General features: G+C 65.4%; 27 protein-coding genes and 1 pseudogene. 19 read left to right on the top strand and 9 right to left on the bottom strand.

Features of this window, described 5'->3' with window-relative positions:
* Positions 1 to 102 precede the first annotated feature (102 nt).
* Genes trbB through MOK15_RS13455 form a run of 11 tightly spaced genes read left to right on the top strand, consistent with a single transcriptional unit; the run spans position 103 to position 9681 of the window.
* Positions 103 to 1089, top strand: a complete 987-nt coding sequence (trbB, locus tag MOK15_RS13505; RefSeq protein ID WP_242932087.1) for a P-type conjugative transfer ATPase TrbB — start codon at positions 103 to 105, stop codon at positions 1087 to 1089.
* Positions 1086 to 1418 (top strand): TrbC/VirB2 family protein, encoded by a 333-nt coding sequence (locus tag MOK15_RS13500; protein ID WP_242932086.1) that lies wholly within the window; start codon positions 1086 to 1088, stop codon positions 1416 to 1418. Before trbB ends, MOK15_RS13500 begins: the two co-directional genes overlap by 4 nt.
* Positions 1418 to 1687 carry a VirB3 family type IV secretion system protein gene (locus tag MOK15_RS13495; protein ID WP_242932085.1) on the top strand — a complete coding sequence of 90 codons (270 nt, stop codon included), beginning with the start codon at positions 1418 to 1420 and terminating at the stop codon, positions 1685 to 1687. Before MOK15_RS13500 ends, MOK15_RS13495 begins: the two co-directional genes overlap by 1 nt.
* On the top strand, positions 1684 to 4155 hold the full coding sequence (gene trbE, locus MOK15_RS13490; protein WP_242932084.1) for a conjugal transfer protein TrbE: 2472 nt from the start codon (positions 1684 to 1686) through the stop codon (positions 4153 to 4155). The genes MOK15_RS13495 and trbE overlap by 4 nt, the downstream gene beginning before the upstream one ends.
* The gene (gene trbJ / locus MOK15_RS13485; RefSeq protein ID WP_242932083.1) at positions 4152 to 4868 is read left to right on the top strand and encodes a P-type conjugative transfer protein TrbJ; all 717 of its coding nucleotides are present in this window, start codon (positions 4152 to 4154) and stop codon (positions 4866 to 4868) included. Before trbE ends, trbJ begins: the two co-directional genes overlap by 4 nt.
* 8 nt (positions 4869 to 4876) lie before the next feature.
* Positions 4877 to 5182 (top strand): putative entry exclusion protein TrbK-alt, encoded by a 306-nt coding sequence (trbK-alt, locus tag MOK15_RS13480; protein ID WP_242932082.1) that lies wholly within the window; start codon positions 4877 to 4879, stop codon positions 5180 to 5182.
* Positions 5179 to 6564: a P-type conjugative transfer protein TrbL gene (trbL, locus tag MOK15_RS13475; RefSeq protein ID WP_242932081.1), complete on the top strand. Its 1386-nt coding sequence runs from the start codon at positions 5179 to 5181 to the stop codon at positions 6562 to 6564. The genes trbK-alt and trbL overlap by 4 nt, the downstream gene beginning before the upstream one ends.
* Before the next feature lie 3 nt (positions 6565 to 6567).
* Positions 6568 to 7251, top strand: a complete 684-nt coding sequence (gene trbF, locus MOK15_RS13470) for a conjugal transfer protein TrbF (RefSeq protein ID WP_242932080.1) — start codon at positions 6568 to 6570, stop codon at positions 7249 to 7251.
* The gene (gene trbG / locus MOK15_RS13465) at positions 7248 to 8264 is read left to right on the top strand and encodes a P-type conjugative transfer protein TrbG (protein WP_242932079.1); all 1017 of its coding nucleotides are present in this window, start codon (positions 7248 to 7250) and stop codon (positions 8262 to 8264) included. Before trbF ends, trbG begins: the two co-directional genes overlap by 4 nt.
* On the top strand, positions 8261 to 9463 hold the full coding sequence (locus tag MOK15_RS13460; RefSeq protein WP_242932078.1) for a TrbI/VirB10 family protein: 1203 nt from the start codon (positions 8261 to 8263) through the stop codon (positions 9461 to 9463). Before trbG ends, MOK15_RS13460 begins: the two co-directional genes overlap by 4 nt.
* Positions 9460 to 9681 (top strand): DUF2274 domain-containing protein, encoded by a 222-nt coding sequence (locus MOK15_RS13455; protein WP_242932077.1) that lies wholly within the window; start codon positions 9460 to 9462, stop codon positions 9679 to 9681. Before MOK15_RS13460 ends, MOK15_RS13455 begins: the two co-directional genes overlap by 4 nt.
* Before the next feature lie 18 nt (positions 9682 to 9699).
* Here MOK15_RS13455 and MOK15_RS13450 read toward each other — a convergent pair whose 3' ends face one another.
* The 8 genes and pseudogenes from MOK15_RS13450 to MOK15_RS13415 all read right to left on the bottom strand — a co-directional run bounded on the left by MOK15_RS13450 (position 9700) and on the right by MOK15_RS13415 (position 17420).
* Positions 9700 to 10008, bottom strand: coding sequence for a hypothetical protein (locus tag MOK15_RS13450; RefSeq protein ID WP_242932076.1), 309 nt, complete (start codon positions 10006 to 10008; stop codon positions 9700 to 9702).
* Entirely contained in the window at positions 10005 to 10952 is a 948-nt protein-coding gene (locus MOK15_RS13445; RefSeq protein ID WP_242932075.1) for a LysR family transcriptional regulator, read from the bottom strand. The genes MOK15_RS13450 and MOK15_RS13445 overlap by 4 nt, the downstream gene beginning before the upstream one ends.
* A gap of 55 nt (positions 10953 to 11007) precedes the next feature.
* Complete coding sequence (locus MOK15_RS13440) at positions 11008 to 12234, bottom strand: GTP-binding protein (protein ID WP_242932074.1); 1227 nt, start codon at positions 12232 to 12234, stop codon at positions 11008 to 11010.
* A gap of 44 nt (positions 12235 to 12278) precedes the next feature.
* Complete coding sequence (hisI, locus tag MOK15_RS13435) at positions 12279 to 12764, bottom strand: phosphoribosyl-AMP cyclohydrolase (protein WP_242932073.1); 486 nt, start codon at positions 12762 to 12764, stop codon at positions 12279 to 12281.
* The gene (locus tag MOK15_RS13430) at positions 12761 to 13918 is read right to left on the bottom strand and encodes a GTP-binding protein (protein WP_242932072.1); all 1158 of its coding nucleotides are present in this window, start codon (positions 13916 to 13918) and stop codon (positions 12761 to 12763) included. The genes hisI and MOK15_RS13430 overlap by 4 nt, the downstream gene beginning before the upstream one ends.
* Positions 13919 to 14046: 128 nt before the next feature.
* The gene (locus tag MOK15_RS13425) at positions 14047 to 14517 is read right to left on the bottom strand and encodes a transcriptional repressor (RefSeq protein WP_242932754.1); all 471 of its coding nucleotides are present in this window, start codon (positions 14515 to 14517) and stop codon (positions 14047 to 14049) included.
* 105 nt (positions 14518 to 14622) lie between these two features.
* A pseudogene (locus MOK15_RS13420) lies at positions 14623 to 16662 on the bottom strand (S46 family peptidase); the annotation flags it as partial.
* A gap of 71 nt (positions 16663 to 16733) precedes the next feature.
* Positions 16734 to 17420: a DUF1826 domain-containing protein gene (locus MOK15_RS13415; protein WP_242932071.1), complete on the bottom strand. Its 687-nt coding sequence runs from the start codon at positions 17418 to 17420 to the stop codon at positions 16734 to 16736.
* 46 nt (positions 17421 to 17466) lie between these two features.
* Here MOK15_RS13415 and MOK15_RS13410 point away from each other — a divergent pair, with 46 nt between their 5' ends.
* Genes MOK15_RS13410 through MOK15_RS13385 form a run of 6 tightly spaced genes read left to right on the top strand, consistent with a single transcriptional unit; the run spans position 17467 to position 21975 of the window.
* Complete coding sequence (locus MOK15_RS13410) at positions 17467 to 18201, top strand: ATP-binding cassette domain-containing protein (protein ID WP_242932070.1); 735 nt, start codon at positions 17467 to 17469, stop codon at positions 18199 to 18201.
* Positions 18201 to 19472 carry an ABC transporter permease gene (locus MOK15_RS13405; protein WP_242932069.1) on the top strand — a complete coding sequence of 424 codons (1272 nt, stop codon included), beginning with the start codon at positions 18201 to 18203 and terminating at the stop codon, positions 19470 to 19472. The genes MOK15_RS13410 and MOK15_RS13405 overlap by 1 nt, the downstream gene beginning before the upstream one ends.
* A gap of 4 nt (positions 19473 to 19476) precedes the next feature.
* A complete protein-coding gene (locus MOK15_RS13400) occupies positions 19477 to 19986 on the top strand; it encodes a DUF3299 domain-containing protein (RefSeq protein WP_242932068.1) in 510 nt (169 codons plus the stop codon).
* The gene (locus MOK15_RS13395) at positions 19970 to 20764 is read left to right on the top strand and encodes a class I SAM-dependent methyltransferase (protein ID WP_242932067.1); all 795 of its coding nucleotides are present in this window, start codon (positions 19970 to 19972) and stop codon (positions 20762 to 20764) included. Before MOK15_RS13400 ends, MOK15_RS13395 begins: the two co-directional genes overlap by 17 nt.
* Positions 20765 to 20819: 55 nt before the next feature.
* Positions 20820 to 21284 (top strand): Rrf2 family transcriptional regulator, encoded by a 465-nt coding sequence (locus MOK15_RS13390; protein WP_242932066.1) that lies wholly within the window; start codon positions 20820 to 20822, stop codon positions 21282 to 21284.
* Positions 21274 to 21975: a class I SAM-dependent methyltransferase gene (locus MOK15_RS13385; protein WP_242932065.1), complete on the top strand. Its 702-nt coding sequence runs from the start codon at positions 21274 to 21276 to the stop codon at positions 21973 to 21975. The genes MOK15_RS13390 and MOK15_RS13385 overlap by 11 nt, the downstream gene beginning before the upstream one ends.
* A gap of 76 nt (positions 21976 to 22051) precedes the next feature.
* On the opposite strand, the gene MOK15_RS13380 is transcribed toward MOK15_RS13385, so the two are convergent.
* Complete coding sequence (locus MOK15_RS13380; protein ID WP_242932064.1) at positions 22052 to 24091, bottom strand: TonB-dependent receptor; 2040 nt, start codon at positions 24089 to 24091, stop codon at positions 22052 to 22054.
* Between the two features lie 78 nt (positions 24092 to 24169).
* Between MOK15_RS13380 and MOK15_RS13375 the strand changes: the two genes are divergently transcribed.
* Together MOK15_RS13375 and MOK15_RS13370 are read left to right on the top strand one after the other, a co-directional pair.
* Positions 24170 to 24574 carry a MerC domain-containing protein gene (locus tag MOK15_RS13375; protein ID WP_242932063.1) on the top strand — a complete coding sequence of 135 codons (405 nt, stop codon included), beginning with the start codon at positions 24170 to 24172 and terminating at the stop codon, positions 24572 to 24574.
* Entirely contained in the window at positions 24564 to 25577 is a 1014-nt protein-coding gene (locus MOK15_RS13370) for a superoxide dismutase family protein (protein WP_242932062.1), read from the top strand. Before MOK15_RS13375 ends, MOK15_RS13370 begins: the two co-directional genes overlap by 11 nt.
* The last annotated feature ends 75 nt before the right edge of the window (positions 25578 to 25652 follow it).

Genomic DNA, 25652 nt, shown 5'->3' with positions numbered 1-25652 from the left:
CGACGCCTGCATTTACTTGTTGAATCCTGGCCTTTGCTGTCTCTCTTGATGTGCCCCTGACGCCGGGCGGCGGTTCGCCCGGTCCAATCCAGGGGCTAGTTGTTGACCGCTTACTCACTCCGATCCGAGGCTCGATCACGCGGCGCGCGGATGTTGCGCACGGCGCTGGGGCCATCGATCGCGGCTTGGCTGGAAGACCCTGCCGTCATCGAGGTGATGTTGAACCCGGACGGCAAAGTTTGGGTCGATCGGCTGGGCGAAGGCATCAGCGACACCGGCGAGTTGCTGACCGCTGCTGACGGCGAACGCATTGTTCGCCTGGTCGCACACCATGTCGGCGTCGAGGTTCACGCCCGGAGCCCCCGCGTTTCGGCCGAACTGCCGGAGGGCGGCGAGCGATTTGAAGGGCTGTTGCCGCCCGTCGTCGCCGCACCGGCGTTTGCGATCCGCAAGCCCGCCGTCGCCGTGTTCACGCTCGACGACTACGCGGCGGCCGGGATCATGTCGGCGTCTCACGCCGAGGCGCTTCGGCACGGCGTCGAAACCCGCGCCAACATTCTCGTCGCTGGCGGAACCGGCAGCGGCAAGACCACGCTGGTCAACGCGCTCCTGGCCGAAGTCGCCAAGACCTCCGACCGCATCGTCCTGATCGAAGATACTCGCGAGCTGCAATGCGCCGCGCCCAACCTTGTCGCCATGCGGACCAAGGATGGCGTGGTCTCGCTGTCCGAGCTGGTCCGCTCGTCGCTGCGCCTGCGGCCTGATCGCATCCCGATCGGCGAGGTGCGCGGCGCAGAAGCGCTCGACCTCCTCAAAGCGTGGGGCACCGGACACCCCGGCGGCATCGGCACGATCCACGCCGGGACCGCGCTTGGCGCGCTGCGCCGCATGGAGCAGCTCATCCAGGAGGCCGTCATCACGGTCCCGCGCGCGCTCCTGACCGAGACCATCGACCTGATCGCCGTGCTGGTCCGCGACGGACACGGCCGCCGCCTTGCCGACCTGGCCCGTGTCGAGGGGCTCGACCCCGCCACCGGCGACTACCGCCTCACTTCGCTTTCCACCACCCAACCGGGAGACCTGCCATGATCCATGCCCTTCGGCATGGCGCACGCCGCGCCATGCTTGCCGCCACTACTAGCGTCGTCGCGCTGACCTTCGCCGTTCCGGCCCATGCGGGCGGATCGTCGATGCCGTGGGAAGCCCCGCTCCAGTCGATCCTCGAAAGCATCGAGGGCCCGGTCGCCAAGATCATAGCGGTGCTGATTATTATCATCACCGGGCTGACGCTCGCCTTCGGCGACACGTCGGGCGGCGCGCGGAAGCTTATTCAGATCGTGTTCGGCCTGTCGATCGCGTTCGCCGCGTCGAGCTTCTTCCTGTCGTTCTTCTCGTTTGGCGGCGGGGCGCTGGTCTGATGGACACAGCCGAGCCGACCGCGGGTTTTTATGCCCCCGTCCACCGGGCGCTGACCGAGCCGATCCTGCTCGGCGGCGCCCCGCGCGCGCTCGCCATCGTCAACGGCACGCTGGCGGGCGCGATTGGCCTCGGCCTGCGCCTCTGGATCGCCGGCCTAGTCATCTGGGTGATCGGCCATTCGCTGTCCGTCTGGGCCGCGCGCCGCGATCCGCAATTCGTGGACGTGGCCCGCCGCCACCTCCGTCATCCGAGCTGGATGCAGCCATGATGAGCTTGCGCGAATACCGCAGCAAAGCCGCGCACCTGGCCGACTTCCTGCCTTGGGCGGCGCTGATCGCCGAGGGCGTCGTCCTCAATAAGGACGGCTCGTTCCAGCGCACGGCCCGTTTCCGCGGCCCCGATCTCGACAGCGCCACGCCCGCCGAGTTGGTCGCCACCACGGCGCGGCTCAACAATTCGCTGCGCCGCCTGGGATCGGGCTGGGCGATCTTTGTCGAGGCTCAACGCACGCCGGCGCTAGACTATCCCGACGCTGAGTTTCCCGATCCGGTGTCGGCCCTGGTCGACATGGAGCGGCGCGAACAGTTCCGGGAGGAAGGGGCGCATTTCGAGAGCGCCTACTATCTGACGCTGCTGTGGATGCCGCCGGCCGAGGACGCCACGCGGGCCGAAGCCTGGCTCTACGAGGGCCGCGCGAATACAGGCGTCGATCCGTGGGAGCTGCTCAAGGGCTTCAGCGACCGCAGCGACCGGGTGCTCAACCTGGTCGAAGGCTTCGTGCCCGAGGTCCGCTGGCTCGATGACGCCGAGACCCTGACCTATCTGCACAGCACGATCTCGACCCGGCGCCAGCGCGTGCGCGTGCCGGAAACCCCGATGCACTTGGACGCGCTGCTCGCCGACGAGCCGTTAACCGGCGGGCTGGAGCCCCGCCTGGGCGATCATCATCTGCGCACGTTGACCATCATCGGCTTTCCGAGCGTCACCTTTCCCGGCCTGCTCGACGAGCTGAACCGCCTGGCCTTCGAGTATCGCTGGTCCACCCGCGCGATCATGCTCGACAAGACCGACGCGACCAGGCTGCTCACCCGCATCCGTCGCCAGTGGTTCGCTAAGCGCAAGTCCGTCGCGGCGATCCTCAAGGAAGTGATGACCAACGAGGCGAGCACGCTGCTCGACAGCGACGCATCGAACAAGGCCGCCGACGCCGACACCGCCCTGCAGGAACTGGGCGCCGACTATGCGGGGATGGCCTATGTCACCGCGACGGTGACGGTGTGGGACCGTGATCCTGCCATCGCGGCCGAGAAGTTGCGGCTGGTCGAGAAGATCATCCAGGGCCGCGACTTCACCGTCATTCCCGAGGGGATGAACGCGATCGAGGCATGGCTGGGAAGCCTACCCGGCCACACCTACGCCAATGTCCGGCAACCGCCGGTCTCCACCCTCAATCTCGCCCACCTGATCCCCCTGTCAGCGGTATGGGCGGGGCCGGAACGGGACGAGCACTTCGGACAACCCCCCTTGCTCCACGGCAAGACCGAAGGCTCGACCCCGTTCCGGTTTTCCCTTCACGTCGGCGATGTCGGCCATACGCTGATCGTCGGTCCGACCGGGGCGGGCAAGAGCGTCCTGCTCGCGCTGATCGCGATGCAGTTCCGGCGTTACGAAGGCGCGCAGGTTTTCGCCTTCGACTTCGGCGGCTCGATCCGCGCCGCCGCGCTCGGCATGGGCGGCGATTGGCAGGACTTGGGCGGGATGCTCGCGGACGAGGCGGGCGATGGCGTTCAGCTTCAACCGCTCGCCCATATCGACGATGCCGCCGAGCGGGCCTGGGCCGCCGAATGGCTGGCGGCGATCTTCGCATCTGAAGGCGTCGCAGTCGATCCGCAGGCCAAGGAGCATATCTGGTCGGCCCTGGGCTCGCTGGCGTCGGCGCCTATGTCGGAACGCACGCTGACGGGCCTGGCGGTGCTGCTCCAGTCGCAGCAGCTCAAGCAGGCGCTGGCGTCCTATTGCATCGGCGGACCGTGGGGCCGGTTGCTCGACGCCGAGGCCGAGCGGCTGGGCGAAGCCGATGTGCAGGTGTTCGAGACCGAGGGCCTGGTCGGCGCGGGATCGGCCGCGGCCGTGCTCTCCTATCTGTTCCACCGGATCGAAGGCCGGCTGGACGGAAGCCCCACGCTCATCGTCATCGACGAGGGCTGGCTGGTGCTCGACAGCCCGGATTTCGCGGCGCAGCTCCGCGAGTGGCTGAAGACGCTGCGCAAGAAGAACGCCAGCGTCGTGTTCGCCACACAGAGCCTGGCCGACATCGAGACCAGCAGCATCGCGCCGGCCATCATCGAGTCCTGCCCGACGCGCATTTTCCTGCCCAACGAGCGCGCCGCCGAACCGCAGATCGCGGCGATCTATGAGCGGTTCGGGCTCAATGCCCGCCAGATCGAGATACTGAGCCGGGCGACGCCCAAGCGCGACTATTACTGCCAGTCGCGGCGCGGCAACCGGCTGTTCGAGCTGGGGCTGGGCGAGGTCGCGCTGGCCTTCACCGCCACCTCGGCCAAGGCCGACCAACTCCGCATCGCCGAGATCATCGAAACCCACGGCGCATCCGCCTTCGTCGCCGAATGGCTGCGGCATCGCGGCTGCGCCTGGGCCGTCGAGCTGCTGCCGGAACCTGTGTTCGACCGCCAGCCCGAACTCCCCCTCACGCCTGACATGGAGATTTCCTCATGAAACTGCCGCCCGCCCGCCGCGCCCTCGTGGCCGGCGTCTTCGCCGCCCTGGCCATCGCGCCGACCGTCGCGCCCATGCCCGCCCACGCGCAGTTCGGGGGCATCGTCTATGACCCCACTAACTATGCGCAGAACGTGCTGACGGCCGCGCGGTCGCTTCAGCAAATCAACAACCAGATCCAGCAAATCCAGAACCAGGCGACCAGCCTCATCAACGAGGCACGCAACCTGGCCTCGCTGCCCTTCAGTTCGCTCCAGCAGTTGCAGCAGCAGGTGCAGCGCACCCAGCAGCTTCTCGGCGAGGCGCAGCGCATCGCCTACGATGTGCAGAACGTCCAGGAGGCGTTCACCGATCGCTACAAGGGTGCGGCGCTGACCGGCGATCACGCCCGCATGGTCGTCAACGCCAATGCGCGCTGGGAGGATAGCGTCGGGGCGTTCGAGGACGCCATGCGTGTCCAGGCCGGCGTGGTCGGCAATATCGAGGGCGCGCGCACGACGATGGACGGCCTGGTTTCGGCCAGCCAGTCCGCCACCGGCGCGCTTCAGGCGACCCAGGCGGGCAACCAGCTTCTCGCTCTGCAATCGCAGCAGCTCGCCGACCTCACTGCCGCGGTCGCGGCGCAGGGCCGGGCGCAGGCGCTGCAATCCGCCCGTCAGGCCGCAGAAGAGGCCGAGGGGCGCGAGCGGTTCCGCCGCTTCATGGGCAACTGAGGCAGGCTATGTCGCGCACGGTGAAGATCGCGGGAGTGGCGGCGCTGGCCGGGCTGATGATGACGGTGGCGATCGTCGCCGCCGTCCAGCCCGATGAGCCTGCGCCGCCGCCGCCCTTCGCGCTGCCGGCGGAAGCGGGCCAGGACCGGCTCGCGCGTGAGCTCGACCGCTGCGCCACGCTCACCATGCCGGACTCGGGCTGCGAAGCCGCCTGGGCCGAGAACCGCCGCCGCTTCTTCAGCCAAGACGAGGGCGCCGCCGCAACAAAGCACGATGGCAGTATGTCGCCGTCCGCCGAAGGCGCCGCACCATGAACGACACCGGCGTCATCGACACCTTCCTGGGCGTTTTCCAAAGCTACATCGACAGCGGTTTCGGGCTGCTCGGCGGCGAGGTCGCGTTCCTCTCGACCACGCTGATCGCCATCGACGTGACGCTGGCCGGCCTGTTCTGGGCCTGGGGCGCGGACGAGGACGTGCTTCAGCGCCTCGTCAAGAAGACGCTCTATATCGGCACCTTCGCCTTCATCATCGGCAACTTCTCGACCCTGGCCACCATCGTCTTCGAGAGCTTCGCGGGCCTCGGCCTCCAAGCCAGCGGCGGCGCGATGTCGATCGCCGATTTCATGAAGCCCGGCATGATCGCCGCGAAGGGGTTGGAAGCGGGCAAGCCGCTGATGGACGCGGCGGGCCAATTTTCCAACCTCTGGGCCGTGTTTTCGAACCTCGCGCTCATCCTCGTGCTGCTGCTCGCTTGGGTCATCGTGGTGCTCGCCTTCTTCATCATCGCGGTGCAGGTCTTCATCACGCTGATCGAGTTCAAGCTGGTGACGCTGGCCGGCTTCGTCCTGTTGCCCTTCGCCTTCTTCAACAAGACCGCCTTCATGGCCGAGCGCGTGCTGGGCCATGTCGTCTCGACCGGCATCAAGGTGCTGGTCCTCGCCGTCATCACCGGCATCGGCACCACGCTGTTCAGCCAGTTCACCGGCGCGAACCTCGGTGTCGCGCCGGACATCAATCAGGTCATGGCCATCGCGCTCGCCGCGTTGTCGCTGCTGGGCCTCGCGATTTTTGGCCCCGGCATCGCCAACGGCATCGTCTCGGGCGGCCCGCAGCTCGGCGCGGGCGCGGCGGCCGGCACCGCGCTCGCGGCAGCGGGCGCCTTGGTCGGCGGCGCAGCCGCAGCACGGCTCGGTGTGGGCGCCGCCGGTTCCGCCGCCGGCGCGGCCGCCCGGATGACCGGCGCCGCCGCGCGGGGTGGCGCTCAGATGGCAGGCGGCGCGACCAGCGCCTACAGCCTCGGCTCCCTGGGCAAGAGCGGCGCGGGCGCCGTCGCGGGCGGTATGTCCGCGGTCGGCCAGGCGGCGGCAGGAAGCGCGGCGAACGCCGTCCTCTCCCCCTTGCGCAAGGCGGCCGCCAAGGGCGGCGAGGCGATGAAGGCCAATTTCCGCGCGGGCGCCCGCGCCGGCTTCACCGCCAGCGGCGGCACGATCACCGGCGGGCCCGCGCCACCCGCCGCGCCCGCCGGCACGGCGACAGCATCCTCCGCCGCCAGCGCCTCGGGAGCGCCCGCCTGGGCGGCCGCGATGAAACACCGCCAGTCGATGACCCACGGCGCGACCGTCCTCGCCCACACCATGAAGGCGGGTGACAGCCACGGTGGCGGCGGTGGTCCCGACATCAAAGAGAAGGACTGATCCATGTTCCGACGCCCCACCATCCGCTACGGCCAGACCGCCGAACCCGTCACGCCCTACCAGCGCGCCGCGCAGGTCTGGGATGACCGCATCGGCTCGGCCCGCGTGCAGGCGAAGAACTGGCGGCTCGCCTTCTTCGGCGCGCTCGCTCTTTCGGGCGGCCTCACCGGCGGCCTCATCTGGCAGTCGGCGCGCGGCCATATCGTGCCCTGGGTGGTGCAAGTCGATCGGCTTGGCGAGGCGCAAGCGGTCGCGCCGGCCGACGCCGGCTACCGTCCGACCGATCCGCAGATCGCGTTCCATCTCGCTCGCTTCATCGAGCAAGTCCGCGCGATTCCCACCGATCCGGTCATCGTCCGCCAGAACTGGCTGCGCGCCTACGACTTCACGACCGATCGCGGGGCGATGGCGCTCAACGACTATGCCCGCAGCAACGACCCGTTCACACAGGTCGGCAAGGTGCAGGTCGCGGTGGACGTATCCAGCGTCATCCGGGCCTCGCCCGACAGCTTCCGCGTCGCCTGGACCGAGCGGCGCTATCAGGATGGCAGCCTCGCCGCCACCGAACGCTGGTCGGCCATCCTCACCATCGTCGTGCAACCGCCGCGCACCCCCGATGCGCTGCGCAAGAATCCGCTCGGCGTCTTCGTCAACGCCCTCAACTGGTCAAAGGAGCTGTCGCAATGACGCACACGCCTTTCTGCCGCTCCGCCTCGGTGGTCCTGCTGGTCTCCGCCACCGCGCTCGCCGGCTGTGCCACCACCTCGGCGAAGCCGCCCGCCATCGCCTATGACAATTCGCCCGTAGAGATCGCGGCGACACCTGCCGCGGAACCCCCGCGCGCGGTCGAAGTGGTGACGATCCCCGAGCCGCTGCCGCTTCCCGGTCAGTTGAAGCCGGTCGGGGAATCCGCGCCGCCGCCCGAGCCTGCCGATCCTCGTCGCCGTGTCGGCGCGGCCAATGCCGCCGCCCGCGTGCAGCCGGTGCGCGACGGATTCCTCAATGCCATCCAGCAATATCCCTGGACCGATGGCGCGCTCTATCAGGTCTATACCGCGCCCGGCCAGGTGACGGACATCGCCTTGCAGGAGGGCGAGCAGCTCGTGGGCGCAGGGCCGGTGGCGGCCGGTGACACCGTGCGCTGGATCATCGGCGACACGGTGAGCGGCCGCGGCGCCACGGCCCGCGTGCATATCCTGGTGAAGCCAACGCGGCCCGACCTCGCCACCAACCTCGTCATCAATACCGACCGCCGCACCTATCATCTGGAGCTGCGCGCCACGGCTGCGACCTACATGGCGTCGGTCTCGTGGAGCTATCCGCACGATGCCCTGATCGCCTTGCAGGCGCACAACGCCGCCGCCGCATCCGCCGCGCCGGCAGCGACCGGCGTGAACGTGGCAGCGCTCAATTTCCGCTACCGGATCGAAGGCGACCGCGCGCCGTGGAAACCTGTCCGTGCATTCGATGATTCCGCCCAGGTGTTCATCGAGTTTCCGGCCGGGATCTCGCAGGGCGAGATGCCGCCGCTGTTCGTGACTGGCACGACCGGCGACGCCGAGCTGGTCAATTACCGCGTGCAGGGCCGCTACATGGTGGTCGATCGGCTGTTCGCCGCCGCCGAGCTGCGGCTGGGCGACAAACGCAGCGAGCAGCGTGTCCGCATCGTGCGCGACGACGGACGCAGGGGGCGGCCGTGACCGATCCCATCGAACCGGCCGCGCCGCAGGCACCGCGCTCCGATCCGCAAGCCTTTCAGCTTCGCGGCGACCCGCCCCGTGTCATGCGCCTGTCGAGAAAGGCATTGGCCGTCATCGGCGTCGTCGCCGGCCTCGGCATCGGCGGCTCGCTGATCTATGCGCTCAAGCCGGCAGGCCAGAAGGAAGCGAAGGAACTCTACAGCACCGAGAGCCGCGCCACGGCCGAGACGATTACGTCGGGGCCGAAGGATTATGGCCAGGCGCCGCGCCTCGGCCCGCCGCTTCCCGGCGACCTCGGCGGCCCGATTGTCTCGGCCCAGCAGCGCGGCGAGAATGTGCCGGTCCCGCCGGTCGGCGCCCAGGTCGACGCTCGCGCTCAGGCCGAGGAAGCCGCCCGCCAGCGCGCCCAGCAGGAGCGCGATGCCGCGCGCATGAGCGGCGTGTTCCTCGGTGGAGGGAGCGGAGGCGCATCCGCAGCCATCCCTTCGCTGCCGAACATTGCTGCCGCCGCGCCGGACGCCGCCGCCCAGCCCGCCGAAACGGCGCAGGGAGACCAGGCCGCCAAGCGGGCCTTCATGGCGCAAGCGTCGAGCCAGCGCACGGTGAGCGTCGAGCGACTTGCAGCTCCGCCATCGCCCAATGTCGTGCAGGCCGGCAGCATCATCCCGGCCGCGCTCATCACCGGCATCCGCTCCGACCTTCCCGGCCAGATCACCGCCCAGGTGACGGCCAACGTCTATGACAGTCCGACCGGGCGTATCCTGCTCATCCCGCAGGGCGCGCGGCTGATCGGAGAATATGACAGCGAGATCGCCGCCGGGCAGCCCCGCGTGTTGCTCGCCTGGGATCGGCTGATATTGCCGGACGGGCGCTCGATCGTTCTCGAGCGCCAGCCCGGCGCGGACGCAGCCGGGTTCGCCGGCTTGCAGGACCGCGTGAACCAGCATTGGGGCAATTTGCTCAAGGCTGCCGCCATCTCGACGCTCCTCGGCGTTGGTACAGAGCTGGGCGCGGACGAGGACGACGACCTCACCCGCGCGCTGCGCCGCGGCTCGCAGGACACCATCAACCAGACCGGCCAGCAGATCGTGCGGCGGCAATTGAACGTGCAGCCGACGCTCACCATTAGGCCGGGCCATCCGTTGCGGGTCGTTCTGACCCGCGACCTGGTGCTCGAACCTGTTGGAGCGACACGATGACGAAGTTGAAGCTCGGGCCGCTCGCCGACGACCGGCCGGTCAAACTCACCGTGGAGGTGCCGGCGCCGCTCCACCGCGATCTTGTCGCTTATGCCGCCGCGCTCGCAGCCGAGACCGGGGGATCGCCGGTTCCACCTGAGAAGCTGGTCGCGCCGATGCTGGCCCGGTTCATGGAAACCGACCGGGCCTTTCGCCGGCATCGCGCGCAGGGGAATTGAAGGTGAAGGTCGCCCGCCTCAATTCCCCATGAACCGCTTGAAGCGGTCCCGGCCTTCAGCTTCGATCACGGCTTGCTCCGCGTTGGCGCACTCGTCGCCCCGCACCGAGCCTTCCGCGCATTGCGCCATGACCTGCCGCGCTTCATCCAGATGCGCCGCGAAATATTGCCGGCCGCGCAGTTCGGCCGGGGCCGAGACAGCGGCAAGCGGCCCGGCGACCGCCGCGGTCTGTCCCGCTGGGATGATCACCGGGCGCAGCACGAAACCCGCGCCGAACCCGATGACCAGCATGACCAACACGATGATGAGTGCCTTGCCTTGCGTCATGACTGCTCCTTTCCCGGTTGCTGAGACGATGGCTGCGGCCCCGACACGGGCGGCAGCGAATAGCGGACGGCGACGAAATCAAGGAATCGGCGCAGCACGGCATTCTCATTGTCCGCGCGCCAGTAACCGGAGAAACCGATCCGCATGTGGCCGTTGGTCTCGTGGACCTCGCGGAAGACCACACCCGGGACCTGAATGCCGAGCGCCGATTCCGCCACGATCGATAGGCGACCGCTGAGCGGGATGGCGCTCAGCACCGTCTCGCGCCCGATGTCATCCATGTCGATCTCCGGCGTGTAACCGGGCATCCCGAGCTTGGCCAAGAGCATATTGCGCGTCTCCGGGCCGGGATCTCGCTCGGTCAGCAGGAAGCGTTCGCCGGTCAGGTCGGTCCAGTGGATGCGCTCGCGTGCAGTTAGCGCATGATCTTCCGGCATCGCCACCAGGATGCGTTCGCTCCAGAAAGGGCGGCTCATCGCTCCCGGGTAAGGCGCCTCGCCGATCATGATCGCGATATCGAGCAGGCCACTCTCAATCCCGGCCAGCAACATGTCGCGGTCGCGCTCGAACCCGTGCACCTTGACCTCGGGATGGCGTTCGCCGAACTCGCCCACGGTTGCGCGCAGATTGCCGGCAGAAAAGGAAGTGTAGAAGCCCACGGCCAGCCTGCCCGCCTCGCCGTTGCGGGTCGAGCGGACCCAGCCGTTCAGTTCCTCCCACTCTTTCACGATCCGCTGCGCAGTGCGCAAATAGATCGCCCCATCTGTCGTCAGGGTCGCGCCGCGCGTCTTGCGATCGAACAGCGCCATGCCCAGCCGCTTCTCTGTTTCGAGGATGTGGCGGCTCAGCGTCGCCTGCTTAATGTTGAGGTTGCGCGCCGCACGGCTGAAGCTGCCCGCTTCGGCCGCCGCAATCAGATAGCGGAGCTGGCGCAACTCGATCACCACTTCGGCTCACTTTCCAGAGATGAGATCGAAATGGGTGCTCTCGATGCGGAGCTCATGTCATCTGGGGCACGACTTCCCCCCAGGAAGGAAACGGATCGCGCAGCCCCATCCACAGTTCCGGCGTGAAAACGCGCACCGGCAAGAGGCAGGTATCAAGACCGCTGCGGATACGGGCCTCATCCATGCCGATGCCGATGAACACCAGTTCCTGTCGCCGGTCGCCCCAAATGCTGTCCCAATGTCCGGCAACGAATTGCTCGAAGCGATCATCATCGGGCCATTGGTTCTTCGGAATGCTTGCCCACCACCGCCCCATTCGGGAGGTCATCGTCTGGGAACCGGCCACCGCTAGTTCGCCGACCCAGCCGGGCCGCGTGGCCAGCCAGAAATGCCCCTTGGCGCGCACGACATTATCGAGACCGCCGTCGATCAGGAACGTGTGGAACTTCGCTGGATCGAAGGGTTGGCGCGCGCGATAGACGAAGCTCTCGATGCAATATTCCTCGGTTTCCGCCTGATGGTTGGCATAGCCGTAGAGTTCCTTGGCCCATAGCGGATGCCGCGCCGCCTGCTGTTCATCGAACAGCCTCGTGTCGAGAATGGCGTCGAGCGAAACCTCGCCATGATCGCAGGTAAGGATTCTCGCGTCGGCATTGAGCGAGGCGACCAGCTTCTTGACGACGGCGAGCTGATCCGGCGTCACGGCGCTCGCCTTGTTGACGATCACCACATCGGCAAACTCGATCTGTTCAACCAGTAGTCCGACAAGACTGCGTGTATCGTCCTCGCCGAGCGACTCCCCCCGGTCGGCCAGGAAATCCTGGCTCGAATAATCCTTCAGCAAGTTGATGGCATCGACCACCGTTACCATGGTGTCGAGCCGCGAAACGTCACCAAGCGAGAGGCCCGCCTCGTCGCGGAAGGAAAAGGTGGTCGCCACCGGCAATGGCTCGGAGATGCCGGTGCTCTCGATCACCAGATAGTCGAACCGGCCACTTTCCGCGAGTGCGCGAACCTCTTTCAGGAGGTCGTCTCTCAAGGTGCAGCAGATGCAGCCATTGGTCATCTCGACCAGGCTTTCCTCGCTTCGCGACAACGCGGCGTCGCCGCCGCGGACCAGATCGGCGTCGATGTTCACCTCGGACATGTCGTTGACGATCACCGCCACGCGCTTGCCCTCGCGATTGGCGAGGATGTGGTTGAGGAGCGTGGTCTTGCCGGCGCCGAGGAAGCCGGAAAGGACGGTGACGGGCAGTCGCTTGTCAGGTGTCGCAAGCATGTTGACCTCTTTCAATCCAGGGACGGTGCCGGTCGGCAGCGGCCTCACAATTTCGTCGGGTTGGGCAGGCCGGCATAGACGGTCTCGGCATCGAAGGCGGGTGCGGCCTCGATCCGCCGGAGCCGGACTGCTTGCGGACGATCGGTGCTTTCCAGATCAATCTCGCGATAGAAGCAGGAGCGGAATCCGACATGGCAGCTTCCCGGTCCATCCACGCGCACGGACAGGATGACGGCGTCCTGATCGTCATCGACCAGCATCCGTTCGACTGTCTGTATGAAGCCGCTATGCTCGCCTTTGCGCCAGATCCTCTGCCGGCTGCGCGACCAAAAGTGCGCCTGCCTGGTGGCAATGGTCAGTTGCAGCGCCTCCGCGCTCATTTGCCCGAGCATCAGGATCTGGCCATTTGCGCCATCGACGACGATCGCCGGCAACAGGCCCTCCACATCGAAACGGGGCGCCAGGTCATCACCCAGCTCGATTTGCTCGATCGACAGGCGCTCAGCGAACATGGACGAGGTCGCCGTCATGATGCGCCACGCCAACCGTCATATCCGCCCATGGCTGGCTCAGGACGATCGGGGATCAGTCCCGGTGCTGTACCGAGATTGAAACCGTCATCGCCCTGGAGCGCGAAATTCTCCAGCCCCAGCGTCATCAGCGTCAGCGTGCCGCGCAGATCGGTTTCGTCCATGTCGCGGACGATGAACACCATGCGAGTGCGACGATCCTCGCTCGGCCAGGCGTCGAGCGCGACCGGCGTGTGCAGGACGTGCTGAACACCGTGAATGACGAGCGGCTTGTCCAGCCCTTCGATGTTGACGATGCCCTTGATCCGCAACACGTCCGGTCCCTTGAAGGTCGTGAGGATACCGATCCAGCGGTCGAAGGCCGTATCCTTCAGCGGCATGTCGAAGGTCAGGCAGATCGCGCGGATGCGATCATCATGCCGGTTTACGTCATGGTGATGGTTGTGGTGGTGATCGTCTTCATATGCCTCGGCATTCAGCCAGCGCTGGACGTCGACGCTCTTGGTGGCCGGATTGTAGATCCCGGCATCGAATAGTCGCTCCGCCGTAACCTCGCCATTCGTCGTCCTGATGATAGGCGCGGCGGGGTTGAGCGTCCGCAGCCGTGCCTCCAGCGCCCGAATGTCGGCGTCGGACGCGATATCGGTCTTGGTCAGCAGCAGCCGGTCGGCGACCGCCGCCTGTTTTACCGATTCCTCCTGCGCATCGAGCGTCGCCATGCCGGTCGCGGCATCGACGGTCGCGATCACGCCGTCGAGGCGGTAGAGCGTCTGCAAATGGTCGTCGGTCATCAGCGTGTGCAGGATCGGCGCCGGGTCGGCGAGGCCGGTGGTTTCTATGACGAGGCGGTCGAACCAGCATTTGCCATCACGCGCGAAGCGGAAGGGCGCATCGCGCAGGGTGCGCACCAGGTCGCCGCGGATGGTGCAGCACAAGCAGCCACCCATCATCTCAACCACGAGATCCTCGTCCGAACGAGCGACCAGGTCATGATCCAGCCCGACCGCGCCGAACTCGTTGATGACCACCAGCGCCCGGCTCATGGCGGGATCGCGCACGAGCCGGTTCAGCACGGTGGTCTTGCCGCTCCCCAGGAAGCCGGTGAGCACCGAGATAGGGATGAGCGACTGGTCGCCACGAAGGATAAGGCCCACGCGAACTCCTGTGTGTTACGTTATAACGTCACATACAATTGCAAGAAGCGGTTAGTCAAGGAACAGCGTCAGCCATTTGGGTCGGACCGCGCCCGATGGCCCTTCAACGGTAGAAGGGCCAGATCAGGTCAACTGGCCGCGCAGGCGCCGCATTTGCCGCGAACCTCGATGATCGGCCGTGTGGCCTGGAAGCCGCTCCGGGTTGCCGCTTTCCGAACGGTCTGAGCGGCCTTGTCGTCGTCCATATGCGTGGTCGCACCACACATGTCACAGATCAGGAAGATGCAGTCGTGGACACAGCCCGGATGATCGTTCGCCAGAAATGCATTCTGGCTCTCGACGCGAAGCGCCAGATTGCGCGCGACGAACAGGTCGAGGATCCGATAGACGCTGTTCGGTGCGATCCGCCGGCCCATGATCGTGCTCAGTTGCTCGGCCACCTCATAGGCGCTGATCGGCTGACCAGTCCGGGCGAGTATCTCGAAGACATGGGCGCGCATCTCGGTCCATTGCTCGCCGTCGGCAGTCAGAACCGTGCGCGCCGCATCAAGGAGCGACGAATCCTTCAGGGCAAGATGCGCATCGGGTGTGTGAGCCATCCTACTCCTATGAACCGCCACAGCCTGCCCCTCAAGAACCGCGAAGCGAAAACCAACCATCGATCGGTTCAGGAGCCTTGGCGCCGGCCGTAACCCCATCTCCTCGAGCAGCCGGTGCGCACCATCGACCTTGTCCATGGTCCAGAGCATGAAGCGGCTATCGACATGGATGGTGCGGTTGCGATCGGCCGCATAAGCCCAGTCGGAAATCACCCCATCGAGCGTGCCGTCGAAGGCAAGACCAACGAACTCGCCGCGCGCATTCAGCGTTGCCGAACCCGAATTGCCATTGGTGATGTCGACCGTCGACATGAAGTCGACGGGCAGCGTTTTCAGCTCCTCCGAAACATAGGGAGCATAGTCCCTGGCGCGGATTGCGGCGACCGCAGCATCGGGCGCATCGAACTCGCCTTTGCCGGTATGTTTGGCGAGCAGACCCTCGGCGGTGGTGAAGGGCGTCCAGATCTGACCGTCGCGCGTGCGCCCTGTCACCTTGCCCCAAGTCAGGCGAAGCGAGCCATTGGCATCTGGATACGAGGGCTGACCGATCGAAGCCCGATAGGCGAGCAACCCCTGCATGGCGGCCGAGCGGGCTGCCTGCGTGCGCCCGGCGCGATCCTTTTCCTTGCGCTCGCTGTCGATGTCGCCGGGATAGAGCGCCGCAGCCAGCTTGATGAAGGGATCATCGGACGCCTCGAATGCGGACGCCGGCTTGTCGAGCCAGGCAAGCCGCGTGGCGGCGTCGCCTAGCCTTGTACCGGCATAGAGCCGGTCGAGGCCGATCTCGCTAAGCGCCGTCTCGAACCGCGCGTCCCGGTCGGCCGGCTCCAACTGGCGATATTCCTCGAGCGCGGCCTCGAACAGCTTGCGATCGACGCTGGGCAGGAACCGCCGCTCGACCTGCGTCAACCGGTCGGCGATCAGCCTGCGGTCGCGATCCTGATAGCCGTTTTCCCGGGCAGCGTCAGGCTTCTCGCGTTCCCTCGCCCAGCGGTAGAGGGTGCGCGCCGATGAGAGGAGTTGCGCACGATTGAGAAGTGATTGGCGCAGGCCCTTGAGCGATTCCCGGTTGTTCTCGATGACCACCGCGTCCAGCACTTCGATCGCTGCGCCATAGCGCGTCTGGCGTGCGCGGTCGGCCGCGACCCAGTCGCGGAAGGCGTCCTCTTCGGCATTCTTGCGCGCGTCAAGGCCGATCGCATCGGCACCCGCGAGGTCGCCCGCCAGCTTCTTTTCGTAATTCTCGGCGCCCTGGAGGATCGAGGCATAGCGGATCTGAGCCTCGCGGTCGCCGGCCGTCGCACGCTTGATCTGAGCGGCATAGTCGGCGAGCAGCCGCTGCCAGAGCGGCTCGTATTCGGCGAAGTTGAACCGCACTTCCTCGGCCGTTCGCAGGCGATTGGTGGTGCCCGGAAAGCCGGCGACCATCACGAAGTCGCCTTCCTTCACGCCCTCGCGTGCTATCTTCAACCAGCTCTTCGGACGATAGGGCACGTTGTCGGCGGCATGGGGACGCGAGGAACCATCGGGCGCCACATAGGCGCGGTAGAATCCGAAATCACCGGTATGGCGCGGCCACATCCAGTTGTCGGTGTCGCCACCGAAATTGCCGATTCCCTGTGCAGGGGCATAAACCAGCCGGACATCCTGAATTTCTAGCTGCTGCTGAAGATAATAGGATGCCCCGCCATAATAGGGCCTGACGTCGCAGCGGCGATTGGGCTGCTTCTCGCACTCTGCGATCAGCGCCTTGCGATTGGCGTCGAGCCGCTCGTAGCGGGCAAGGCCCTCCAGCTTCGCGGTCACACCCTTGAGCATGGCGCTCGTCACATCCCGCAGATCCTCGATCACATAGACCCGCGTGCCCGGCACGGCGGGCAACTCCTCGCCGTGGTTCTTGGCCAGAAAGCCATTGGTCAGATAGTCTTGGCCCGCCTTGCTGTTGTACTGGATGGAACCCAGCACGCAGTGGTGATTGGTCGCGACCAACCCCTCGGGGCTGACGAAAGAGGCGGAGCATCCGCCGAGCGAGACGATGGCGTTGAGCGGCGGCGCATCGAAGCGGCCGAGCGATGCCGGATCGAGCTGGAGCCCATCGCCACGCATCGCAGCCCCGACGTCCTTCACCTGCTGCGGCATCCACATGCCTTCATTGGCCGTGGCGGGGGAGGCAAGTGCGGCAAACGCGCAACCTGCGACGATCCGGACGCTCCACTTCACGCGCATTTTTCTTCCAATCTGATCGCCCTCTCATCTTCATCCGGTGCCGGGTCGATCACCAGCACGAGCCGTTGCGCGTCAGTATCTCCGATCGGCGGCGAGCGGTGCAGGATCGTAGGAGCCTCCTGCCACAATCGCCCCTTGAACATGCCGACGTCGCCCACACCAAGTTGCCGGATCTCGGGTTCGCCGGAAAGGCCGGCCATGTCCCGGGCTTTTACCTCGATCCACTGTGTTCCCTCACCCAGATAGGTGGTGATCGTCCTGAGCGTCACATAGTCGGAATGGAACTTCCGGCAGGCGTCGGTTTCCACCACCTCGAGTCTGATCCTGATCTTGGCATCACCCGTGACCGCCGCGTGCTGCCGCGCGAGCATGGCGATGTCGGCCGTGAGGGCGGGAAGGCCGGGATAACCGGCTTGCTCCATGGCGCCGGGCAGCGCTGTCTCCAGCGCGCCAGTCTCGCTTGCGAAGAGTATGTCGTCGACTTCACCCAGTACGAGACCTGCCAGTTCCGCGTCGACATCATCGGAAAGGCTCCGCCGCCAGACCGTCAGTGCCGTATCCCTGTTGTGAATTTGGCGAAGGGCTGTTGGGCAGGAAACATGGACTGCAGGTGCTACCCTGACGTCCAGATCAACCTGATTGCCTGCGACCCGTTCTGGTAGTTCGGTCAGCGCCATGATCGTGTCTTGTCCATTTCAAGATAGAGATGTTATATCGTCACTTATGACCGACCTGCGTGTGAATTCAAGATACGAACCCTTCCAGATGCGACATGGCGGCTCCAGTGGAGGGGAAGGAGCCGTCGATGTCCTCGAAGTGCGCGGCTTATCCAAAGCTTATGGCGCCGCTCCCGTTTTGCGAGATCTGACGTTCAGCGTCGCGCCTGGCGAGCATCTTCTGCTGCTTGGGCCGTCCGGATCGGGGAAGAGCACGGTCATCAACCTCATTACCGGGCTGTTGACGCCGGATTCGGGAGAGGTCGTCATTGCCGGTGAACCCATGACGGGCCTTGGCGGCGCCGCACGCGACGATCTGCGCCGCAGGCGGATCGGGATCATCTTCCAGACATTGCGTCTGGTCTCCGCCCTCAGCATCCGCAGGAATCTGCGCCTGGCGCAGCGACTGAGCCATGGCAGTACGAATGATGCCGAGATCGAGGGCCTGCTTGGCACGCTCGGTATCGCACATCGTGCCGACGCGCGGCCGCGCCAACTCAGCCAGGGCGAAGCACAACGCGCCGCCATTGCTCGTGCTCTGGTAGGCCGGCCCGATCTGCTGGTCGCAGACGAACCGACGAGCGCGCTTGACGATTTGAATGCGGAAACGATCGCGCACCTGCTGCTGGATACGGCCAGGAAACGGGGCACGACGCTGCTCGTCGCTACGCACGATCACCGCCTGCGGGCATTCATTCCGAACGCTTTGTCGCTCGGCAGCGCTGTGAGCGAAGCGGCCTGATGCTCGGTCTTGCCTTTGCCTACATGCAGGATCGGCGGTCGGTCACCGGTCTCAATATCCTGTTGCTGGCGCTCGCGGTCGCAACGCTGGCCATCCTGCTGCTGGCGTCGACGCAGCTGGCCGAGCGGCTCGAACGCAATGCGCAGGGGATCGATCTCGTGGTCGGCGCCAAGGGCTCGCCCCTCCAGCTCATCCTGTCCAGCATCTACCAGATGGATCAGCCGACCGGGAACATCCCGCTGGCGAGCATCGACCTGCTGCGGCGTGACCCGGCGGTGGCGCAGGTCGTGCCACTCGCGCTCGGCGACAATTTCCGGGGCTACCGGATCGTTGGCACCGAGCCCTCCTATGCCGGGCTCTACGGTGCTGAGCTGGGGAGCGGACGCATGTTCGAGAAGCAGGGCGAAGCGGTAATGGGCGCAACGGTGGCGGCCAGGCTCGGTGCCGGGCTTGGCCAGAAGTTCATCGGTAGTCACGGCCTGGGCGACGGCGAGGGAGCCGGCGAACATCATGCCCATCCCTTCACAACGATTGGCATATTGAAACCCACTGGTACGGTGATCGACCGGCTGATCCTGACCTCGGTCGAGACCGTGTGGGACGTCCACGGCATTGCCCAGGACGATCAGGACCATGACCGTGGCGAGGAAGCCCATGAGCATGAGGCTCATGCCGAACACGACGATAAGACCGCCGCAATCACCGATGGCCGCGGCCAACTGGCGCCTGAGGTTACCGCCCTGCTTGTGCGCTACCGTAATGCGGCGGGTGCCGTTCGAATTCCGTCGATGGTCAACCGCCAGACCGATTTGCAGGCGGCGGTTCCGGCGATCGAGACCACGCGGCTCTTGTCGCTTTTGGGCGCGGGCATCGATGGCGCAAGGCTGTTCGCCTGGCTGCTTGCGGCCGTCGGCGGCCTATCGATTTTCGTCACCTTGCTCAATGCCGCGAGCGCGAGGGAAGGCGATCTCGCCCTGCTGCGTGTCATGGGCGCGAGCCACGCGCGGATATTCGGCACGGTCATGACCGAGGGGCTGGCGATGGCGTTCGTCGGCGGGGTGCTTGGCGTCCTTCTCGGCCATGTCGCTCTCGCTGCGGCAGTGCGGAGTTTCACGGCACTGAGCGAATTGGGCTTGCAGCCATGGCAACCGCATCGCGGCGAGCTTGCGATCCTCGGGGCAGTGATCGCGATCGGACTCACTGCTGCGCTGGTCCCTGCGCTCCGCGTTTTCCGCATCGATCTCGCCGCGACACTGGCAAGGGCAAGCTGATTCCATGAAGCCTCGTTTTTTGAAATCCCTGAGTGCGGTCTTCTGCGTAGTCTTTCTAATGTCCGGTCCCGCGCCCGCTGCGATGCAGGAGAGCGGAAAGGCCCCGGTGCAGGATGTCTGGCAGCCGGCGAAAACACCGCCCGGCGGCACGTCATGGAAGCTATTGGAAACCACGAGGCTCAACGACCGCACCGACCCCAAGACTCGTATGATCTACACGAAACCGGCCTTCCCGCCTGCTATCCAGGCGCTCGCTGGCAGGCAAATCAAGGTGGCAGGGTGGATGATGCCGTTGGAGAATGGCGCCCGACAAAAGCATTTCGTACTGCTCGCCTACCCACCAGGATGCCCTTTCCATATGCACGCGATGCCTAATCAGTTCATCGAGGTTTATGCCGCGGTTCCGGTCAGGGTCGACGAGATGAACCCGACCGTCATCACCGGCACGCTGGAGCTGACGGGGCAGGATGAAAGCGGCATCTTCTACAGGCTCAGAAATGCCCGACCGGGCTGAGTTGTCTAAGCCGCGAAAGGCGTCCGCGCTGTTCCGCTATATCGAAGGCCTTCAGCGTGAAATCCCATGGGGTAGCGTTCTCGATGCCGGAACGGGCACGAACTCGATCGAATGGATATCGAACCTCGCGACGAACCGCTGGACCGCCGTGACCGGAGCAGAAGGCCATGCCGTTCAGGTTCGCGACGCCGTTGAGGCGGCTCGCCGCCCGCAGGATCGCATCGTGCTCGGCAACTGGGCTGCCCCCACACTGCTCGCGGGCGAACGCTATGACACGGTTCTGGCCGATTACCTGATTGGCGCGGTCGAAGGGTTCGCGCCTTATTTCCAGCACAAGATGTTTGTCCGGCTGCGGCCACTCGTCGGTCGCCGTCTCTACATCGTCGGCCTTGAGCCCTATGTGAATGCAGCGGCGGACACGCCGGCCGGAGACCTGATCCGGGAGATCGGCCGCTTCCGCGATGCCTGCATGCTGCTGACGGGAGACACCCCCTATCGCGAATATCCGGCGCAGTGGGTCGTCGATCATCTCGAGGCGTCGGGGTTCCAGGTCACCGCAGCCAAGCGATTCCCGATCCGCTACAAGGAGCGGTTCGTAAACAGCCAGATCGACATGTGCGGCCCGCGTCTGGCGAAGCTCGCAAACCGTGCGCTGGCTGGCGCCCTGAGAGCTGAAGGCGAGGAACTGCGCGCCCGAGCCATCGAGCAAATCATGCGGGACGGAGCGCTTCGGCACGGGCACGACTATGTGATCGCGGCGCAACCAGCAGCGGAATAGCTGCAGGATACAGTGCGCGTTGACTCTTCGCATTTCACGCAATAACTGATGTTACATGAAACGTGATAGCCGATTGTCGAGTGTGCTGCATGCGCTGCTGCACCTGGCCGAGCATGATGGGCCGGCTACATCCGAAATGCTGGCCAGAGCGATGCTGACCAACCCGGTGGTGGTGCGCCGGATCATGGCGGGCCTGCGTGATCGCGGCTATGTGCGCTCGGAGAAGGGGCATGGCGGTGGCTGGACGCTCGCCTGCGATCTTTCGGCGCTCACCCTGCGCGATGTCTACGAGGCGCTGGGCGAACCTTCGCTGCTGGCGATCGGTAATAGGACGGAGTCGCCTGGCTGCCTTGTCGAGCAGGCCGTCAATGCGGCGCTCGGCCGCGCCTTCGACGACGCCGAAGCCCTGCTGCTGTCACGCTTCGGCGCAGTCACGCTCGCCGCACTCGGCGCCGATTTCCACGAGCGGCTGACCGCGCACAAGCAATCCTTCGATCTGGAGACCATTCATGCCGCATGATGTCACGATGCAGTCGCTGCTCGCGTCCTTCAACGACCCCGAACATGCGAAGCGCTACGGCGACGGCCCGCAATTGTTCGTGCCCGGCTTCGCCGATCTGCATCGGATGACGACGATCGCCCTGGCCGAGCGCGCGCCGAGGGATGCACGCGTCCTGGTTCTCGGCGCAGGTGGGGGGCTCGAGTTGCGGGCCATGGCGCAGGCACAGCCTGGCTGGACATTTCTAGGGGTCGATCCCGCGAAGGCTATGCTGGACGAGGCTGCGCGCGTGCTCGGCCCCGATGCGGATCGCGTGACTTTCTGCGAAGGCTATATCGATGACGCGCCCGAAGGACCGTTCGACGGCGCAACTTGCCTTTTGACCCTGCATTTTCTCGAGCCCACGGAGCGAGCCCGCACAGTGCGAGAGCTGCATCGCCGGCTCAAACCGGGCGCGGCTTTCGTCGCGGCGCATTCGAGCTTCCCGCAGGACGACGGGCAGCGCGCGCGCTGGCTGTCACGCTATGCGGCCTTCGCGCTGGCCTCAGGTGCGCCCTCAGATCAGGTGGAGAAGATGTGCGAGACCGTCGATGCCCATGTGCCAATGCTTAGCCCGGAAGAGGACGAGGCGATCCTGCGCGAAGCGGGCTTTTCCGATGTCGAACTGTTCTATGCGGGTTTCACCTGGCGGGGCTGGGTCAGCTACGCCTGAGCCATGGCTTCCGGCATCCGCGCTGACGGCCGGAGAGGCAGGGGATCGATCCGCCTCTCCGGCCCATTGCTGATCCTCAGAACGCTGTTCGCAAGCCGAACGTGAAGTTGCGTCCGCGTAGCGGTGAGGCATTCTTGATAAACGACGCATGGTTGAAGGCGAGATCGTTGGTCAAGTTGTTCGCCCGCACGAACAACTCGGCGTCGGCCTTCGGCCCCAGCTCAAGCTTGTAGGCCAGCGTGGCGTTGAACATGTCGTAGCCCGGCGTGCGCGTCTCGAAGGACGCCACCTTGCCCTGCTCGAAGACGTGGTAATATTCCACGTCGGCCGACAGCGCTCCCCATTTGCCATCGGCGCGCCCACCGAGGCGCCCGGCGGGAATGCGCGGAAGGTTGCCAAGGTCGTCCTTCAGCTTGGCGCGGACATAATCGCCGAACACCGACACGCCGAAGTCGGACGTGAACTGATGGCGGACTTCGCCATCGATGCCGGTGAAGGTTGCATCCGCTGCCGTGTAGCGGATCAGGCGGAAGTCCTCGAACTGGTCGAGCGTGTCCGCGAATATATAGTTGTCGAAGTGCTGATGATAGGCGCCGATGGTGAAGGTGGTCGCTCCGGTGGTCTTGCGGAAGGTGAGATCGATCGACTTCGCCGTCTCCTTGCCGAGCGTGGCAGTGCCCAGCTCATAGGTGTTAGTCGCGAGGTGAACCCCTCGGGCATAAAGTTCCTGGACGTTGGGCGCGCGCTGCGAGCGCGCCAGGGACAGCGCCAACGAATAATCTCCATTGATGTCCCAAACGGCCGCGCCCGAAATCGAGAACGGATTGTGCTCGGCCCGCCGATTCAGCGTGGTCTTGATGCGCTGCCATTCGTGCCGCGCGGCGAGCTCAAACCGTATCGGCCCTGCCTGCAATGTCTCCATCAGGAAGAGCGCAGTATTGCCGGTCTCGCTCTCAGGCAGGAAGGCTTCCTCGCCGAGCGCGCTGAAATCGCTTTCCGAATGCTGGACGCCGAAGACACCGCGCAGCCCGCCGATCGACTTGTGGGTCAGCTCTAACCGGATGTCGTGCGCCTTGTTCTTGAAGGTTGTTGCGACTTCGTCCTCCTCGACCTCGTCGTGCTCGTAGTCGGTGAACGACATGCGGAAGCGCACCTTCTCGAAGCCCGGCAGCGGGTCGCGATATTCGCTGCGGATGTCGAAACGTTCGCTCCGCAGCTTCACGAAAGGCACTTCCTCGTGCTCACCCTCGTGCCCGTGATCATGGTCTTCCTCATGATCATCATGGCCGCCGCAGTGCAGGCTGCTCCCATGTGGATGGCAGTCCTCATATTCGTGAGCATGACCGGGCAAGCCATATTCGCTCCGCTGGCGCGTATAGGCGACGCCCAGATAGCCGCCGTCACCGATCCACGAGCCGCCGACGCTGAAGGTGGACGTATCATTGTAGGAACCGTCGACATGCCGGTCGCCGAAGCGCTTCGGCACTCGGTAGTCGTCGGAGCTGCGATGGACGCCTTCGACGTGAAAGGCGAATGGGCCGACACCAGCGGTCAATCCACCGACAAGCGAGCGTTCCTTGTCGGCGGTGCCCAGACGGCCTTCCGCAACGCCGGAGATACCGCCCTCGGGGATCGCCGTTGGCACCTTGTCATCGAGCAGGTTGATCGCGCCACCGATCGCGCCGCCGCCATAGAGAAGGGCGGCGGGACCGCGCAGCACTTCGATACCACGCAGAAGCAATGGCTCCGTGGTGACGGCGTGATCGGGCGAGATCGCCGAGGCGTCCTGAATGTTCGCGCCATCGGTCAAAGACTGGACGCGCGGCGCTGTCTGGCCGCGAATGACCGGGCGGCTGGCGCCGCCGCCGAAGTTGTCGAAGCTGATGCCGGGCTGGCCGGCGAGCGTATCGCCCAACGTCGCCTGGCGGCGATGAACCAAATCCTCGCCGGACAAGGTGACCACCGGCGTCGCGGTCTCGTCCGCCTTCTGCTCCAGCGCCGAGGCGGTCACCACGATGTCGCGATCTGCGATGCTACCCGCCTGGGCGGCGAATGCCGCATGAGGAGTCATGGCCGGGATCGAGACGGCGGAGAGAAGGAAGATACGAATTTTCACGATTGGCCCCTTTTGCGCTTGAGATGTGGGGCCTAATAAGAGACGTTATAACATCACACAAGCAGGATTTTGAGTCGAATGCACGCACAGGGTCAAGAGGATCATGCAAAGGATCGACGGACAAACGTCATCGAGGGCACGGCGGTCTCCGCTTCGCTACTCTGCCTCGTGCATTGCCTCGCGCTTCCGCTGCTATTGCTGTTGCTTCCAGGCGCTATCGGTATGTTCGCGCGGACGGACGCGTTCCACTATGTCGCCCTGGCGCTGGTCGTCCCTGCGGCGCTGGCCGCGTTCTGGATCGGCTACCGGCGACACCGCGCGCGCCGTCCCGCCGTCATCGGTCTCGCAGGGATGGCCTGCCTCGTCGTCGCGCTTCTGCCCGGCCTCGGTAGAGGCGCCGAACTCGGGATCACCGTGGCGGGCAGTCTGTTGCTGATCACCGGTCACACAATGAACTGGCGGCTCCGGGCACATGCTGCCTGAGCCGGTAAACAATTGCCAACCGGAACTGCCCGCACCCCGGGATCGCCGCCCTTACCGCGGACCGGCCATCCTCGATACTCTGGTGTTGGCCCTGCTGGAGCAGAGCAACCGGCCCTTAACGGCCTACGAGATCGCAGAGCGGAGTAGCGGTCAAGGATCGCCTATCACCGCTGCGCAAGTCTATCGTGTGCTCGACCGGCTGATTTGCAGCAACAAAGTCCAGCGTATCGAACTGCTGTCGGCCTATCTCCCCGCGCAAGGAGGGCGTTGCGGGTTCCTCATCTGCCGATGTTGCCGCACGGTGCAGAGATTTTCGGTTTCCGCTTTGCAGGCAGAGCTGGAAAGATTGTGTCGGGCTACGGGTCATTCTCCATCACGCTCGATCGTTGAAGCGTCCGGGCTCTGTGCGGAATGTGCGCAAAGAGACGAAGCGAACCTCAAATCCTCAGCGAAACGAAAGGACGGGGCGATGACTATCGGAACGAGGGGGCTAATGGCGCTGATGACGGCGATGGGAGCCATGTTTGCTGCAGCACCGGCGGATGCCGCCGAACGTCGGCCCGGTACACTATATGACAATGTCGGTAATGAGCTGGGCATGATTACGGTAACCGACGGGCCCAAAGGGGTGTTGCTTCGGATCGAAGCGAAGGGCCTGCCGCCCGGCTGGCACGGCGTCCACTTTCATGAAACGGCGGATTGCGATGACGCAGAGTTCAAGCGCGCTGGCGGACATGTTCACTCGGCGAAACCCATCGTACACGGCTTGCTGGTCGAAGGCGCGAATGACGCCGGGGATCAGCCGAATTTGTTTGTCGGAACCGAGGGCAGCGTAACGGTGGAGCTATATTCGACCTTGGTTTCCGTCGGGAGAAACGGCGACCGGCCCGCGCTGCGGGACGCCGACGGGTCTGCGCTGGTGATCCACGCCAATCCGGACGACTACAAGACCCAGCCGATCGGCGGTGCGGGCGAGAGGATTGCCTGCGCCGTCATTCGGTAGGTCGAGGCGGCAATCGGTTATTCCTGTAGCATCTGGGCAATCATCCCGAAGCAACGGGCCAGAATCATGTCGGAG

It is taken from the genome of Sphingobium sp. BYY-5 (genome assembly GCF_022758885.1).
Taxonomy (GTDB): Bacteria; Pseudomonadota; Alphaproteobacteria; order Sphingomonadales; family Sphingomonadaceae; genus Sphingobium.
The sequence above is the reverse complement of the archived record's forward strand: the minus strand, read 5'-3'. Positions and strand labels throughout refer to the sequence as shown.

Coding starts and splice junctions, on each gene's coding strand:
- MOK15_RS13385 (WP_242932065.1), top strand. CDS start 21,274: ATGCCGCATGATGTCACGATGCAGTCGCTGCTCGCGTCCTTCAACGAC.
- MOK15_RS13400 (WP_242932068.1), top strand. CDS start 19,477: ATGAAGCCTCGTTTTTTGAAATCCCTGAGTGCGGTCTTCTGCGTAGTC.
- MOK15_RS13415 (WP_242932071.1), bottom strand. CDS start 17,420: ATGGCGCTGACCGAACTACCAGAACGGGTCGCAGGCAATCAGGTTGAT.
- hisI (WP_242932073.1), bottom strand. CDS start 12,764: ATGACGGCGACCTCGTCCATGTTCGCTGAGCGCCTGTCGATCGAGCAA.
- trbK-alt (WP_242932082.1), top strand. CDS start 4,877: ATGTCGCGCACGGTGAAGATCGCGGGAGTGGCGGCGCTGGCCGGGCTG.
- trbF (WP_242932080.1), top strand. CDS start 6,568: ATGTTCCGACGCCCCACCATCCGCTACGGCCAGACCGCCGAACCCGTC.
- MOK15_RS13375 (WP_242932063.1), top strand. CDS start 24,170: ATGCACGCACAGGGTCAAGAGGATCATGCAAAGGATCGACGGACAAAC.
- MOK15_RS13370 (WP_242932062.1), top strand. CDS start 24,564: ATGCTGCCTGAGCCGGTAAACAATTGCCAACCGGAACTGCCCGCACCC.
- MOK15_RS13390 (WP_242932066.1), top strand. CDS start 20,820: ATGAAACGTGATAGCCGATTGTCGAGTGTGCTGCATGCGCTGCTGCAC.
- trbJ (WP_242932083.1), top strand. CDS start 4,152: ATGAAACTGCCGCCCGCCCGCCGCGCCCTCGTGGCCGGCGTCTTCGCC.
- MOK15_RS13455 (WP_242932077.1), top strand. CDS start 9,460: ATGACGAAGTTGAAGCTCGGGCCGCTCGCCGACGACCGGCCGGTCAAA.
- MOK15_RS13440 (WP_242932074.1), bottom strand. CDS start 12,234: ATGCTTGCGACACCTGACAAGCGACTGCCCGTCACCGTCCTTTCCGGC.
- MOK15_RS13500 (WP_242932086.1), top strand. CDS start 1,086: ATGATCCATGCCCTTCGGCATGGCGCACGCCGCGCCATGCTTGCCGCC.
- MOK15_RS13450 (WP_242932076.1), bottom strand. CDS start 10,008: ATGACGCAAGGCAAGGCACTCATCATCGTGTTGGTCATGCTGGTCATC.
- trbL (WP_242932081.1), top strand. CDS start 5,179: ATGAACGACACCGGCGTCATCGACACCTTCCTGGGCGTTTTCCAAAGC.
- MOK15_RS13425 (WP_242932754.1), bottom strand. CDS start 14,517: ATGGCTCACACACCCGATGCGCATCTTGCCCTGAAGGATTCGTCGCTC.
- MOK15_RS13495 (WP_242932085.1), top strand. CDS start 1,418: ATGGACACAGCCGAGCCGACCGCGGGTTTTTATGCCCCCGTCCACCGG.
- trbE (WP_242932084.1), top strand. CDS start 1,684: ATGATGAGCTTGCGCGAATACCGCAGCAAAGCCGCGCACCTGGCCGAC.
- MOK15_RS13395 (WP_242932067.1), top strand. CDS start 19,970: ATGCCCGACCGGGCTGAGTTGTCTAAGCCGCGAAAGGCGTCCGCGCTG.
- MOK15_RS13410 (WP_242932070.1), top strand. CDS start 17,467: ATGACCGACCTGCGTGTGAATTCAAGATACGAACCCTTCCAGATGCGA.
- MOK15_RS13405 (WP_242932069.1), top strand. CDS start 18,201: ATGCTCGGTCTTGCCTTTGCCTACATGCAGGATCGGCGGTCGGTCACC.
- trbG (WP_242932079.1), top strand. CDS start 7,248: ATGACGCACACGCCTTTCTGCCGCTCCGCCTCGGTGGTCCTGCTGGTC.